Below are 14,457 nucleotides of genomic sequence, written 5' to 3'. Positions count from 1 at the left end.
GGTCCTACAGGTCCGGGACGGCGGACGCGGTGCCCGTGACCGAAGGCGTCAGGTCCAGGGCGCCAGTCGCGCCCGCATGACGTCGATGGCCTGCGGGTTGCTGTCGACGCACACGAAGCGGCGACCGAGCTTCCCGGCCACGGCACCGAGCGTTCCGGAGCCCGCGAAGAAATCGAGCACCCAGTCGCCCTCACGGCTGCTCGCCGCGACCGCCCGACGCAGCAGGCCTTCGGGCTTCTGCGTGGGATAGCCCGTCTTCTCCCGACCCGTCGGTGACACGATGGTGTGCCACCAGACGTCCGTCGGGAGTTTGCCGAGGGCTGCCTTCTCGGCCGTGACCAGGCCGGGCGCCATGTACGGTTCCCGATCCACCTCGTCGCTGTCGAAGTGGTATCCGGACGGGTTCTTCACGTACACGAGGATGTTGTCGTGTTTCGCCGGCCACCGGCGTTTCGCCCGGGCCCCGTAGTCGTAGGCCCAGATGATCTCGTTCAGGAAGCACTCCCGCCCGAACAATGCGTCCAGCATGACCTTGGCGTAATGCACCTCGCGGTAGTCGAGGTGCAGGTAGAGCGTGCCGTCGTCGGCGAGGAGCCGCCAGGCCTCGGCGAGGCGCGGCGCGAGGAAGTCCCAGTAGTCCTCGAAGGCGTCGTCGTAGCTCGCGAGCATCCCCTTGACCGTCGCATAGGACATGCCCTTGAACCCGATGCGGTCCCCTGAGCCCTCGCCCGCCCGCACCATGGTGGTCTGCTGGCGGCGCTGCACCCGCCCGGTGTTGAAGGGCGGATCCACGTAGATCATCGTGAAGGAGGCGTCCGGCAGCAGCGCGAGGTATTCCGCGTTGTCAGCGTGCACCACGAGGTTGGCGCCGTCCGGGCTCCAGACAGGAGCCTCGGACGGCGCGGGAAGCCCGGTCACCGGGGGCTAGTCCTCTGCGCCGCCGGCAGGATCGGCGACGACCTCACCGTTGCGGCGGCGGGTCCGGCTGCGGCGCGGCCGGTCACCTGCCGGTGCGTCGCCCTCCGCGGCACGACGGCGTCCGCCGCCGTCCGCTGCTGCGGCGCCGGTCGATGCTGCCGCGGCACCCTGGGCGGGTGCGTCGGCGTCCTGGTTCCGGCTGCCACCGCGACCGCGGCCGCGACTCCGTGAACCGCCCGATCCCTCGCCCGAGCTGCTGTCGCGGCGCTCCCCGCCGCGGCCACCCGACGCCGAACGCCCGCGGCCGCCGTCGTTCCTGCCGCCGTCGTTCCTGCCGTCCGACCGTCCGTCGGGACGCCCGCCGCGCTTGCCGGTCTCACCGAGGTCCTCGAGCACTTCGGCGTTGATGCCCGCGAGCTTGCGGTCCTTGCGGGGGAGGCGCCCCTTGGTGCCCTCGGGGATGTCGAGTTCCGTGTAGAGGTGCGGCGACGAGGAGTACGTCTCGACGGGCTCGGGGGCGTCGAGTCCGAGGGCCTTGTTGATCAGGCCCCAGCGCGGGAGGTCGTCCCAGTCGACGAACGTCACCGCGGTGCCCTTCTTGCCGGCGCGGCCGGTGCGGCCCACGCGGTGCAGGTAGGCCTTCTCGTCCTCGGGGCACTGGTAGTTGATGACATGCGTGATGTCCTCGACGTCGATGCCGCGCGCGGCCACCTCGGTGGCGACGAGCACGTCGATCTTGTCCCCGCGGAAGGCGCGCAGCGCCTGCTCGCGGGCGCCCTGGCCGAGATCGCCGTGGATGGCACCGGCCGCGAAACCGCGGTCGATCAGTTCCTCGGAGAGCTTGGCGGCGGTGCGCTTGGTCTTGCAGAAGATGATGGTGCGCCCGCGGTGGCGGGACTGCAGGATACGGGCCACGACCTCGGCCTTGTCCAGGTTGTGCGCGCGGTAGATGACCTGACGGATGTCCTTCTTGGTGATGCCCTCGTCCTCGGGATCCGCGGCCCGGATATGCGTGGGCTGCGTCATGTAGCGGCGGGCCATCGCGATGACGGGGCCGGGCATGGTCGCGGAGAAGAGCAGCGTCTGGCGTACCGGGGGCGTCGCGGCGATGAGCGTCTCGACGTCGGGCAGGAAGCCGAGGTCCAGCATCTCGTCGGCCTCGTCCAGCACCACGATCTTCACGTTCTTGAGGACGAGCAGCTTCTGCTTGTACAGGTCGATCAGGCGGCCGGGCGTCCCGACCACGATCTCGACGCCGTTCTTGATGGCCTCGATCTGGGGCTCATACGCGCGTCCGCCGTAGATGGTGACGATGCGCGCGTTGCGCTTCTTCGCCGCCGTCGTGAGGTCGCTCGCGACCTGCACCGCGAGTTCGCGGGTCGGCACGACGACGAGCGCCTGCGGGGCGCCCGGGACAGGGAGCCGGTCGTAGCCCTCGTCCTCGGGGCCGACGACGCGCTGGATCGCAGGGATGCCGAAGCCGAGGGTCTTGCCGGTACCGGTCTTGGCCTGGCCGATGATGTCGTGGCCGCCGAGGGCGATCGACAGGGTCATCGCCTGGATGGGGAAGGGGTGGGTGATGCCCGCATCGGCGAGCGACTCGACGATGTCGGGGCGGACGTTGAAGTCCGCGAAGGTCTCCGCAACGGCCGCGTGCGGCTCCGCGGTGGTGACCAGCGTCTCCTCGACGTCGATGACGTCGGGGGAGTTGTCGGCGACGAGGTGGTGGCCGTCGGCTGCCGCGGTGTGGCCGGCGCCTGGGTTCGTATCGTGGTCTGTGTTCTGCACGTTCTACCGTTCATTCAGGCCGAGCGGCCGCCGAGGCTCGACGCAGCGGATGGGGTTCATCCGCTGCGGAGCGGATCGGCGGGCGCAGGGCGTCCAGTGGAAGCCGATCGCGGGCTTGCGACTGCGTGCGGGCGGCGGAGTGAGACCTGCGCCTGCGGGGGAACTCGGGATCGAGTAGGTACTGCGGGTTATCGAGGGATAACGACCGGGCATCCATGACTACACCGCAAGACTACCCTGCCCGCCCCCTGTGCGGCGTCATCGCGGGCTCCGTGCGGGCGCGTCCGTGGGCTTCACCTCGAAGCGGATGCGCCTGCGTGCGATGTCGGCCTCCAGCAGGACCACCGTGACGCGTTCCCCGGCCAGCAGTTCCCCGTAGCACGTCGCCTCGAGCGCGGGTTCGGTGATCTGCACCGTCCCGGACAGGCGGGGCGCCTGCTTCCCCGGGGCGTCCTCGATTGCCGGCGGCGAGCCCTGCAGCACGACGGCGGAGAAGGCCTCGCCGATCCGGTTGCTCAGCAGCGCGGCCTGCACCGCGTCCATGGCGCCCGAATCGAGCCGGGATGCGGTCTGGTTGGAGGACGCCATGAGCGCGTTCAGGTCCGGTAGGGCCGCCCGGACCCAGCCCGGCACGTCCGTGCCGCTGCAGAGCGATTCGCACGTCACGAGCACGAAACGGTCCACGAGCCGCCGCAGCGGAGCGGTGGCATGCGCGTAGGGCGCAGCGATGGCCGACTGCACGACGGCGTCCGGCACCGCGCCGTCGAACGCCGTGTAACCTGCCCCGCGGAAGAGCGACGCCGCCGCGTGCATCAGGGCGAGCTGCCGGGGGACGGCGACGTCGAGGGTGCGGAGGAAGGCTCCGTAGGGCAGATGCTCCGGCCACGGGTGGTCGAGCGCCTCGGACTGGCGCCGGAACTTCCCGAGCGCGACGTCGTCCGGCGCCGGCATGGTCCGCAGGATGCCGATGCCGCCGTCGATCATCATGCGCGCCGCCGCCATGCCGGTCATGAGCGAGATCTGGGCGTTCCAGTCCTCGCAGGGCAGGGCCGGCTCCGTGAGGATGCCGTAGCTCCCTTCGGCATAGGTGATCTCCTGTCGCGGCAGGTTGAGGCTCGCGCCCCCGCGGTCGAGCTCCTGCTGGATCCGGAGCAGGCCGATCTCCTTGAGGAGCAGGAGCTGCTCGTCGGCGGTGCCGCCGTCGATCTCGGCCTGCACCTGCGCATACGTGAGCTGGCGGCGGCTGCGGATCGTGGCACGGCTGACGGTCGCGGAGCGGACCTCCGCTGCGGCGTCGAGCAGGAAGTGCCACACGAAGGCGGGGCGGTCCCGGTCCGGGAGCAGGCTCGCTGCGTCCTCGGAAACGATCTCCGGATGGAGGGAGATGCGCCCGTCCGGCGCGTAGAGGGTCTGCCCGCGGAGCCTGGCCTCGACGTCGATGGCTCCGCCTGCGCTCACGAACAGCGGTACGTCGGCGATGGCGTACCAGACCTCATACCCTGCGGGGACTCCGGTTGCCCCATCTCCGCCGCCCTGGCGGCGCGTGAGGTGCACGGCCTGGTCGAGGTCGGTGGAGCCGGGCGGGTCGATCGTCAGGAAGGGCAGGGCGCGGAGGTCGGTCGCGGGCAGGGTGTGGGCGGCCACCGAGGCCTCGGCCTCCCGCAGGACGTCCTCGGGGAACTGCTCCCGGACGCCGAGCTCCTCGCGGAGGGATCGCAGCGACTCGGTGAGTCGCTGCTGGGATTCCCGGTTCCTGAGGTCCATATGCTGTGCGGGCACAGGCAATACGGTAGTGCACGTCACAGACATCGGGCAGTCGCAGCGCGGGACCGTCGAGGGAGGAGCGTCAGGGCTCCCGGGGGCGGAGCGATTCCACCGCCCTGGCCACCCGGCGTTGCCGCGTGTCCTGTCCCTTCGCCTGCTCGATCGGCACGACGAGCGCTTTCCGCCGGCTGACGGACAGTGCGCCGAACGCGGCGACGAGCGCCGGATCGGCCGAGAGCGCGACGGCGAGATCCTCCGGCACGTCGACGACGCGCTCCTCGTGGTCCAGGTCGAGGCGCACGGCGACCGTCTGATGGGCAGCGAGCCCCGCTTCCTTCCGGTGCTCAGCGCTGACGGGGATCATGGCGCGCCCGTTCATGGATCCGATGGTGGTGCGGTAGGTGTGGGCACCCAGCGTCACGGTCACGGCGGGTCGCCTGCCCCCACCGAGCGCCGTCAGCACCTCCTCGGGCACCGCGATGCCCGTGGCCGTGCGGCCAGCCAGTTCGAGGACCCCGGAGAACTCCATGCGTTCCTGCCTTCCGTCCGGTCTCCGCCCGACTCGGCGGGGTCCGGCAGTGTGCGCCTGATCCCTCCGGTCGGAGGGCACCGAGCATAGACCCGCGGCGGCGCCGGGCGACAGGCCCCGGCCGGAAGGGGCAGGTTGCCGCGCCCCCCGGAGTGCGTACTCTTAGCAGAATGAACAACGGCTCCTCCGACAGCACGGCCCTCCCGGCGACCGCACGGGATCGCACCGGATCTGTCCGGCCCCCGACGGCCGCGCCCCTGAGCCGGCCTCCCGCGACGGCCCCGGTGGGCGCCGCCCCTGCCCCGGAGGACCCGCTGGCGAACCCCGTCTACGCGCGCTTCGTCACCGATCTGCTCGGCATCGTCGCGTACGGGGAACTGTCGGGATTCGAGCGGCTGTCCTCGGACGCCCGGTTCTCGCCCAGCCTCGCCGATCGAGCGGGTCTGGGCCGGCTTGCGGTGCAGGAATTCGAGCACTTCGAGCTGGTGGCCGCGTTCCTCGTGGACCTCGGCATCACGGTCGAGGACGCCATGGCGCCGTTCCAGGCTTCCATCGACGCCTTCCACGAGCGCACCCGCCCGGGTGACTGGTACGAGTCGCTCATGAAGGCCTACGTCATCGACGCCTTCTCCGGTGACTTCTACCGCTCACTCGCCGACACCCTGGACCCGCGGACGCGGGAGCTCATCAGCACCATCGACTCCGGGGAGGGTGCCGCGCATCTGCACCGCCGCCTGAAGGAGGCGGTCACCGATGATCCCCGCCTCGCGTCGCGCCTCGCCCTCTGGGGGCGCCGGCTCGTGGGCGAGGCGCTGACCCAGGCACAGCGCGTGGGCATCGAGCGCGAATACCTGGCGGGGCTCCTGTTCGCCGACGAGCCGGACCACACGCAGCACACGACGGCGCTCTTCTCCGAACTCACCCGTAATCACTCACGGCGCATGAGCGCGCTGGGCCTCACGGCATAGACCGGTCCCGACACGGCAGGAGGACCCGCGGCCGTGGCCGCGGGTCCTCCTGTCACTGCTCGTCCTGCTGGATACTGCTTCGAGGCTAGAGGGCACCGAATCCGACGCGCCGGGTCTCCTCGGCGCCGATCTCCACGTAGCCGAGGACGGCCGTCGGGACGATCACGAGACGGCCCTTGGAGTCCTTGAGCCGGAGCTCCGTGCCGCCGCCCAGGGCCTGCCCCACGAGCTCGGCGATGGCGTCGGCGCTCTCGGAGGATTCGAGGATGATCTCCCGGTTGACGTTCTGGATACCGATCTTGACTTCCACGGCGCGTTCCTCCTGTTGTGTGAGCCGGTTGCTGCTTCGAAACCTACTCTAGATCTCCTTGGGGAAACGGCTGATTCCGCGCCAAGCTAAACGGTAGATCAGTTCCGCGGCGGCATCGATGTCGAGGCTGCCGTCGGTCTCGAGCCAGTAGCGTGCGCTGATCTGCGCCATGCCGGCGAGGCCGCGGCCGAGCAGCGTCGCCTCCACCATCGACAGCTGCGTGTCGCCGGCGATCACCCCGGCGATCGCGCCCGCGAAGTGGGCGTTGAAGGCTTCCAGCCGGCTGCTGACATCGGGCTCGTTGCTGATGTCCGATTCGAACACGAGCCGGTGCGCCTTGCTGTCCTGGGCAATGAACTGGAAATAGGCACGCATGGTCGCGTGCACGCGCAGCTTGTTGTCGTCGGTGGACCGCAGCGCGTCGACCAGCAGCTGCGTCAGCTCGGCGAGGTGGCTGTCCAGCAGGGCGAGGTAGAGGTCCCGCTTGCCGGGGAAGTGCTGGTAGAGCACGGGCTTGCTCACCCTGGCCGCCACCGCGATGTCGTCCATGGCGGCCCCGTGGTAGCCGTTGCCGACGAAGACCTCCTGCGCTGCGGCCAGCAGTTGGCGACGGCGCTCGTCCCGCGGCAGCCTGACGGCCTTTCCTGCGGCGGTCGGTTCAACACTCACGTGGGCGATCCTCGGTTCTGCGGTCGGGCGGACGCGGTCCAGTGTACCCACGCGCCCCGGCTGGCCCGGCCTCGCCGGGGCGGAATACCCTTGGGCATGACCGCTTCCACTCCGCCCGCGCAGGGCCCCGGCAGCAGCCCGGCCTCAGCGGACGCCCCGCCCGTCGCCCCGGCGGGCCTGCCGCCCCTGGTCGACGCCGTCGGGAGCCTGACCCGGGAGGAGACACTGCGCTACTCCCGGCACCTGATCATCCCCGGCTTCGGGACGGAGGCTCAGCTGCGGCTGAAGAACGCACGCGTCCTCGTGATCGGTGCAGGCGGGCTCGGATCGCCCGCCCTGCTCTACCTGGCGGCGGCGGGCGTCGGCACGCTGGGCATCGTCGACGACGACGACGTCGAGCTCTCCAACCTGCAGCGCCAGGTCATCCACGGCGTCCCGGACCTCGGCCGGCCCAAGGCCGAATCCGCGCGGGACAGCATCCTGGCGCTGAACCCGCTGGTCGAGGTGGTCCTGCACGAGGAGAGGCTCGACGCTTCGAACGCCCTTGCGCTCTTCGCCGGGTACGACCTCATCCTCGACGGCACCGACAACTTCGCCACGCGCTACCTGGTCAACGATGCGGCCGCCATCCTCGGGAAGCCCTACGTCTGGGGGTCCATCCTGCGGTTCGACGGGCAGGTCAGCGTCTTCTGGCAGGACCACGGCCCCACCTACCGCGACCTGTACCCGGAGGCGCCGCCGCCGGGCTCCGTGCCGTCCTGCGCCGAGGGCGGCGTGCTGGGCGTCCTGTGCGCGCAGATCGGATCCGTCATGGTGAACGAGGCCGTCAAGCTCATCACCGGCGTCGGACGGACCCTCCTCGGGCGGGTCCTGGTGTTCGATGCCCTGGACATGAGCTGGCGGGAGGTGCGCGTGAGGCCGGACCCCACCGCCCCGCGCATCACCGGATTGATCGACTACGAGCAGTTCTGCGGGCTGCCGTCGGCGTCCGGTGCAGCGGGGCAGGGTCTCGTGCAGGACACGGAGGAGGTGCCCACGATATCCGTGGGGGACCTGGCGGAGCTCCTCGCCGCGCGGTCGGCAGGCTCGGCCGACTTCGACCTGCTGGACGTCCGGAACCCGGAGGAGTACGCGATCGTGAGCATCGACGGCGCGGTGCTGGTGCCGAAGCCGCTGATCCTCGACGGCACCGCAGCCGTGGACAGCGACAGGACGGTCTACGTGCACTGCAAGTCCGGCGTCCGCTCGGCCGACGTCGTGCGCCATCTCCGGAGCAGCGGCCACCGGGACGTCTGGTCGGTCGAGGGCGGCATCCTCGAATGGGTGCGGACCGTCGAACCGCAGAAGATGACGTACTAGGAGCCGGACGGTCAGGCGCTCTGCGCGGGCCGCTCGTGGTCCACGGGGCAGACGGCGCCCGCGGGGTGCACGTGGTCGGTGTGCGGTGCTGCCTCGGGTGCTCCCGCGGCCGCCGGAGCGACGTCGATGCCGTAGAGGGCCTCGAGGGCCGCGGTGTAGTCGTCCTGGCGTCCCTCGGCGGCGAGCTCCCGGGCCCGCACGGTGGGGACGTGAAGGAGCTGGCGCACCATGCGGCGGAGCGCGAACTCGACCTCTTCCGCGGCGGCCGTGCAGCCGTGCTGGGCGCGGACGCGCTCCATCTCGGCATCGAGGACGGTCTGCGTGTGCTCGCGGAGGGCCACGATGGCCGCGTTCATCGCCCGGGTGGCCTGCTGTTCCTCGAAGGCGCGGGCGGATTCGCGGACGAGGTCGCCGGCCCGGGCCAGGGCATCGGCCTGCTCCTCGGGAGCGGCCGCACGCACCGATTCGAGGGTGATCAGCTCGACGCCGTCGAGGGTGCCGACGGCGGGGTCGAAGTCGTGGCTGAGGGCGAGATCGATGATGACGAGCGGGCGGTCGCTGCCCTCGCGGACCCGTCCGATGTCGGCGGCGTCGATACGTGCATCGCTTCCGCTGCAGCCGATGACGACGTCCGCCCGGCGCATGGCGTCGGGCAGGTCGGTGGCACGCAGGGCCGTCCCCCCGCGGGTGGCGACGAACGCCCCGGCCCGCCCGGAGGAGGAGAAGACCGAGATGTCGGTGCACCCCTTGTCCTTGAGGGCTGCCATCGTGGCGCCGGCGTAGGCACCCGTGCCGAACAGCACCACGGTCTTGGCCGACCAGCCGGGATCCTCGGAGAGGTCGCCGGCGAGGTCGAGGGCCACGGACACGATGGACCGGCCCCGGCTGCCGAGCGCCGTCTGCGCGCCGACGTCTTTCGCGGTCCGGGAGGCTGCCTGGAAGAGACGGACGAGACCGCCGCTGGCAGATCCTGAGCCCTGGGCCTCGATGAGCGCCCGCCGCACCTGGCCGGCGATCTCCCGTTCGCCGATGACGGCGGAGTCGAGGCCGGCGCCGACGGCGAAGAGGTGCTCGGCCACGTCCTGGCCGGTGTGCGTCTCGAAGGACGAGGACACGGAGTGCTCGGAGATGCCTGAGTACTCGCTGACGGTGGCCACGATCGCCGACCGGGCGGCTTCGACGTCGTCCTCCGACGGAGCCTCGGCGTAGATCTCGAAGCGGTTGCAGGTGGCGAGGACCACGGCACCCGACACGGACCGGTCCTGGGCGAGCGCGACCGAAGGGACCTGGGGGGCCCCGACGCTGAGTCGGGCCACGGTTTCCAGGTCGGCGTTCGAATGGGTCGCGACAAGCGATAGAAGTACCACAGCCCTCCGATCATAGCGAGGACCGGGCCCATCCGGAGAATAGGCGAGGCTTACCGGGAGCGTGCGTTCCGTGCAATCCTGCGGAAGTACGCCCGCTACGCGGGGGGTGATGTTGGCCACGCCCGGTCCGGCGCGGCCGGTTCCGGTTATCCATCCGCACGGATCTTCGGCAGAATCGGCCGTATGGACCTTGGAGCATCGCACCCGCTGGTCGACGGACGCACGTCCGGATCGGCCCTCATCTCCGCCTACCGCGGGCAGGCTCCGCACCGGCGGCCCGTCTGGTTCATGCGCCAGGCCGGGCGGTCGCTGCCGGAGTACCGCGCCCTGCGCGAGGGCACCGACATGCTCGAATCCTGCCTCGACCCCGAGATGGCGTCGGAGATCACCCTGCAGCCCGTGCGGCGGCACGACGTCGACGCCGGGATCTTCTTCTCGGACATCGTCATCCCGCTCAAGCTGGCCGGGGTCGACGTCGACATCGTGCCCGGCGTCGGGCCGGTCCTCGGCGCGCCCATCCGGTCCGCCGCCGACGTCGCCGCGCTGCCCACCCTGACGGACGAGGCGCTGGAGCCGATCCGCAAGGCCGTCGCCCTCACCGTGGAGCAGCTGGGATCCACGCCGCTGATCGGCTTCGCCGGCGCGCCGTTCACGCTCGCCGCCTACATGGTCGAGGGGAAGCCGTCCCGGGACCACCTCGGCCCCCGCACCATGATGCACGCCGACCCGACGACGTGGCGCGCCCTGACCGAGTGGGCCGCGGACGCCTCCGGCATGTTCCTGCGCGCCCAGCTCGAGGCCGGCGCCAGTGCCGCCCAGCTGTTCGACTCGTGGGCCGGCTCCCTCGGCCTCGCCGACTACCGCCGCCACGTCGCGCCCGCCTCGCGCAGGGCCCTGGACCATGTCCGGGGCCTCGGCGCGCCGCTGATCCACTTCGGCACGGGCACCTCGGAACTGCTCGTCGCGATGCACGAGGTCGGGGTGGACGTCATCGGTGTCGACTACCGGCTGCCCCTCGACGAGGCGAACCGCCGCCTCGGTGGGACGGTGCCCCTCCAGGGCAACATCGACCCGGCCCTGCTGCCGGCCCCGTGGCCCGTGCTCGAGCAGCATGTCCGCGAGGTGCTCGCCGCCGGGGCCTCGGCGCCGGGGCACGTCGTGAACCTCGGGCACGGCGTCCCGCCCGGGACGGACCCCGACGTCCTGACGCGCGTCGTCGACCTCATCCATTCCGTGGAGTTGTAGCCGTGACCAGGGCCGCGCGGCCGGACGGCGTGCCGGCGGAACCGGAGGGGACGTCAACCCTGTCCGCCCCGTCCGAGCGCGACCGCCCCCGGACGGTCGTCGTGGTCGGCGGCGGCATGGCGGGCCTCGTCGCGGCGCGGACGCTCCTGGCGAGGGGGCTGCGCGTCACCCTGCTCGAGCGGTCGGACCGTTTCGGCGGCACGGTGGACGGCCGCATGCTCGGCGGGTTCCAGCTCGACAGCGGAGCCGAATCCTTCTCCACGCGGTCCGCCACCGTGCCCGCGCTCGCCGGGGAACTCGGGCTGGGCGGCCGGATCGTCGCCCCCGACGCCACCGGCGCGTGGGTGCAGCTGCCCGGCAAGGACCTCCGTGCAGCCGCGCAGCCCCTGCCCAACTCCGGTGTCCTCGGCATCCCCGCAGACCCCTCCGAGCCGTCGATCAGTGCCATCATCGGCCGCGCGGGCTCCCTGCGCGCCGGACTGGACAGGGTCCTCCCGGTCGGCCCCCTCGCGACACGCCCCGGCGTCAGCCTCGGCGAACTGGTCCGGACGAGGATGGGGGAGGACGTCCTGACCCGCCTGGTGGCGCCCGTCGCCGGAGGGGTCTTCTCCGCCGATCCCGACGACCTCGACGTCGACTCCGTCGCGCCGGGCCTGCGCGCGACCATGGGCCGCCTCGGCTCGCTCGGAGCCGCGGCGGGCGCCCTGCGGAAGGCCGCTCCCGCAGGCGCCGCCGTCGGCGGCCTCGTCGGCGGGATCGCCCAGCTCCGCGACGCCCTCGTGCAGCAGCTCCGGGAGGACGGCGCGGACCTGCGGTCGGGCGAGCAGGTCCGCGGCCTCGCCCGCTCGGGGGGCGGATGGATCGTGACGACCGAACACTCGTCCCTCTCGCGCCGCATCCCCGCCGACGCCGTGCTCGTGGCCACGGAGGGCCGCGGCGCCGTCGATCTCCTCACGCCGGCCCTTCCCGCGCTGGCGGGGGAGCGACCCGACCCGGCGCCCGGCGTCGCCCTCGTCACCCTGGTCGTCGACGTCCCGGAGCTCGATGCCCGGCCGCGCGGCACCGGCGTGCTCGTCGCCCGCGGGGTCGAGGGCGTCGCCGCGAAGGCGCTCACCCATTCCACGGCCAAGTGGGCGTGGCTGCGGGACCAGGCCGGGCCGGGCTCCCACGTCCTCCGGCTGTCCTTCGGGCGGGTGGGGGACGCCCCCACCGCCGTCGGACTCGCGACGCCCGACGGCGACCTCTACCGCCACGCCCTCGCCGACGCCTCGACGCTCCTCGGCGTCCCTGTCGGGGAGGCCGACGTGCTCGACTGGGACGTGGTGCGCTGGGCCGGCGCCCTGCCGCACGCCTCCGTGGGCCACCGGGAGCGGGTCGCACGCATCCGCGCCCTCGTCGCGGAGCAGTCCGCGTCGCTCGCCGTGACCGGTGGGTGGCTCGCCGGGACGGGGCTCGTCGCCGTCATCGATGACGCCCGGGCCCGCGCCGACGCGCTCGCCGATGCCCTCGCCGGCGGCGCCTGAGCACCCGGGATGTGACGTTGATCTCTTCTACCATTCGTAGAAGAAAACGATTTCGGTTCGTCTGCGGGCAGGGGCAGACTAGTACCATGACTGAGCCCACCGGTACACCCGTCCACGCTCCACAGCCGACCGGGGAGGGCGCCGACGCCCCCGGAGAGCTGTTCTACACCCTCTGGACCGTCTTCAAGCGGGACGCGGCGACCACGGATTCGGGTGCCCACGCCCTGGAGGACGTGCTCGCCGGCCTGGAGGAGGACGGCATCGTCCTCCGCGGGTTCTACGATGTCTCCGGCATGCGCGCCGACGCCGACGTGATGGTCTGGCTGCACGGGCCCCGCCCGGAGGCACTCCAGGCCGCCGTGCGCAAGCTGCGCCGCACCGACCTCCTCGCGGCGACGACCGTCGCGTGGTCGGCCATGGGCGTCCACCGGGACGCCGAGTTCTCCAAGTCCCACAGCCCCGCCTTCTCCCGCGGCGTCGCCCCGGCCGAGTGGGTCTGCGTGTACCCGTTCGTGCGCTCCTACGACTGGTACATCCTCCCCTCGGACGAGCGCCGCGACATGCTCATGGATCACGGCCTGAAGGGACGCAGGTACCCGCAGGTCATCGCCAACACGGTCTCATCCTTCGCCCTCAACGACTACGAATGGATCCTGGCACTCGAAGCTCCCGAGCTCGTGGACCTCGTGGACCTCATGCGTCACCTGCGGGAGACCGAAGCGCGGCGCCATGTCCGCGAGGAAGTGCCGTTCTACACCGGCCGGCGAATCGGCCACGACGAGATTGCAGAGGTGCTCCAGTGACGCAGGCATTCAACCCCCTCGACGGGGTCGACGAGAACGGCCGGATGGCACCGAAGGCGTACGACGCCGTCGTGCTCGCCTCCTTCGGCGGACCGGAAGGGCAGGACGACGTCATCCCCTTCCTCAGGAACGTCACCCGCGGCCGCGGCATCCCCGACGAACGGCTCGAGGAGGTCTCGCACCACTACCGCGCGTTCGGCGGCGTGAGCCCCATCAACAGCCAGAACCGCGCCCTCCGCGCGGCCATGGAGGCCGAGCTCCGCCGCCGCGGCATCGGCCTGCCCGTCTTCTGGGGCAACCGCAACTGGGAGCCCTTCATCGCCGACACCCTGCAGGAGGCGTACGACGCCGGGCACCGCAGGGTGCTCGCCGTGACCACGAGCGCCTACTCCTGCTACTCGAGCTGCCGCCAGTACCGCGAGGACCTCGGCATGGCACTCGTGAAGACCGGCCTCGAGGGCCGGTTGGAAGTGGACAAGGTCCGCCAGTACTTCGACCACCCGGGCTTCGTGGAACCCTTCGTCGAGGGCGTCACCGACGGCCTCGCCACGGTCCGAGCCGGGCTCGCGGAACAGGGCACCCCGGACGCGCCCGTCCACATCATGTTCTCCACCCACTCCATCCCGATGGGCGACGCCGAAGCAGCGGGGCCCCGCACCGCGGACGGCGGCCCGGCCTACGAGGAGGGCGCCTACGTGGCGCAGCACCTCGCCACCGCACAGGCCGTCCTGGACCGCATCCCCGAGGCCGCCGGCGTCGAGTGGTCGCTGGTCTACCAGTCCCGCTCGGGTGCCCCGCACATCCCGTGGCTCGAACCGGACATCAGCGACGCCCTCCGCGACCGCTACGAGAACGGCACGCGCGGCGTCGTGATCGTCCCCCTGGGGTTCGTCTCCGACCACATGGAGGTCGCCTGGGACCTCGACACCGAGGCCATGGAGACCTGCGGCGAGCTCGGGATCGTCGCGGACCGCGTGCCGACACCGGGTACCCACCGGAAGTTCGTGGAGGGACTGGTGGACCTCATCCTCGAACGCACCGTCGACGGCAACATCGCGGACCGCCCCTCCGCGACGGCGCTCGGGCCCTGGTACGACGTGTGCCGCCCGAACTGCTGCGCCAACCGCCGCGGGGAGAAGCCGACCGTCGCCGCCGTCGACTCCACCGTGGGCACGCCCCTGCCCAACCCCGGTACGTAGTGGGCGCACACATCA

Annotated in this window: 13 protein-coding genes; 6 read left to right on the top strand and 7 right to left on the bottom strand. The window is 71.6% G+C overall.

Features of this window, described 5'->3' with window-relative positions:
- Positions 1-48: 48 nt before the first annotated feature.
- From ACX80P_RS14655 to ACX80P_RS14640, 4 genes are all read right to left on the bottom strand, one after another.
- Complete coding sequence (locus ACX80P_RS14655; RefSeq protein ID WP_459278842.1) at positions 49-918, bottom strand: DNA-methyltransferase; 870 nt, start codon at positions 916-918, stop codon at positions 49-51.
- 6 nt (positions 919-924) lie between these two features.
- Positions 925-2,706 carry a DEAD/DEAH box helicase gene (locus ACX80P_RS14650; protein WP_459278841.1) on the bottom strand — a complete coding sequence of 594 codons (1,782 nt, stop codon included), beginning with the start codon at positions 2,704-2,706 and terminating at the stop codon, positions 925-927.
- Positions 2,707-2,964: 258 nt separating this feature from the next.
- Positions 2,965-4,485: an RNB domain-containing ribonuclease gene (locus ACX80P_RS14645; protein WP_459278840.1), complete on the bottom strand. Its 1,521-nt coding sequence runs from the start codon at positions 4,483-4,485 to the stop codon at positions 2,965-2,967.
- A gap of 67 nt (positions 4,486-4,552) precedes the next feature.
- The gene (locus ACX80P_RS14640; protein WP_459278839.1) at positions 4,553-4,999 is read right to left on the bottom strand and encodes a YdeI/OmpD-associated family protein; all 447 of its coding nucleotides are present in this window, start codon (positions 4,997-4,999) and stop codon (positions 4,553-4,555) included.
- Positions 5,000-5,169: 170 nt separating this feature from the next.
- On the opposite strand from ACX80P_RS14640, the gene ACX80P_RS14635 reads away from it, so the two are divergent.
- On the top strand, positions 5,170-5,967 hold the full coding sequence (locus tag ACX80P_RS14635; protein WP_459278838.1) for a ferritin-like fold-containing protein: 798 nt from the start codon (positions 5,170-5,172) through the stop codon (positions 5,965-5,967).
- A gap of 85 nt (positions 5,968-6,052) precedes the next feature.
- On the opposite strand, the gene ACX80P_RS14630 is transcribed toward ACX80P_RS14635, so the two are convergent.
- Together ACX80P_RS14630 and ACX80P_RS14625 are read right to left on the bottom strand one after the other, a co-directional pair.
- On the bottom strand, positions 6,053-6,277 hold the full coding sequence (locus ACX80P_RS14630) for a DUF3107 domain-containing protein (protein ID WP_459278837.1): 225 nt from the start codon (positions 6,275-6,277) through the stop codon (positions 6,053-6,055).
- Between the two features lie 48 nt (positions 6,278-6,325).
- Entirely contained in the window at positions 6,326-6,946 is a 621-nt protein-coding gene (locus tag ACX80P_RS14625; RefSeq protein WP_459278836.1) for a TetR/AcrR family transcriptional regulator, read from the bottom strand.
- A gap of 96 nt (positions 6,947-7,042) precedes the next feature.
- Here ACX80P_RS14625 and moeB point away from each other — a divergent pair, with 96 nt between their 5' ends.
- Positions 7,043-8,305, top strand: a complete 1,263-nt coding sequence (gene moeB, locus ACX80P_RS14620) for a molybdopterin-synthase adenylyltransferase MoeB (protein WP_459278835.1) — start codon at positions 7,043-7,045, stop codon at positions 8,303-8,305.
- An 11-nt stretch (positions 8,306-8,316) separates the two neighbouring features.
- Here the strand turns inward: moeB and ACX80P_RS14615 are convergent, their stop codons facing one another.
- Positions 8,317-9,672, bottom strand: coding sequence for a glutamyl-tRNA reductase (locus tag ACX80P_RS14615; protein WP_459278834.1), 1,356 nt, complete (start codon positions 9,670-9,672; stop codon positions 8,317-8,319).
- A gap of 183 nt (positions 9,673-9,855) precedes the next feature.
- Here ACX80P_RS14615 and hemE point away from each other — a divergent pair, with 183 nt between their 5' ends.
- The 4 genes from hemE (at position 9,856) to ACX80P_RS14595 (ending at position 14,442) form a co-directional block, all read left to right on the top strand.
- A complete protein-coding gene (hemE, locus tag ACX80P_RS14610; protein ID WP_459278833.1) occupies positions 9,856-10,917 on the top strand; it encodes a uroporphyrinogen decarboxylase in 1,062 nt (353 codons plus the stop codon).
- A 2-nt stretch (positions 10,918-10,919) separates the two neighbouring features.
- Entirely contained in the window at positions 10,920-12,440 is a 1,521-nt protein-coding gene (gene hemG / locus ACX80P_RS14605; RefSeq protein WP_459278832.1) for a protoporphyrinogen oxidase, read from the top strand.
- 86 nt (positions 12,441-12,526) lie between these two features.
- Positions 12,527-13,243 (top strand): hydrogen peroxide-dependent heme synthase, encoded by a 717-nt coding sequence (gene hemQ, locus ACX80P_RS14600; RefSeq protein WP_459278831.1) that lies wholly within the window; start codon positions 12,527-12,529, stop codon positions 13,241-13,243.
- 44 nt (positions 13,244-13,287) lie between these two features.
- Positions 13,288-14,442: a ferrochelatase gene (locus ACX80P_RS14595; RefSeq protein WP_459278955.1), complete on the top strand. Its 1,155-nt coding sequence runs from the start codon at positions 13,288-13,290 to the stop codon at positions 14,440-14,442.
- Positions 14,443-14,457 lie beyond the last annotated feature (15 nt).

Source organism: Arthrobacter arabinosi, from assembly GCF_054511115.1.
Note: the sequence above shows the minus strand (reverse complement) of the source record. Positions and strands in the feature narration are given on the sequence as shown.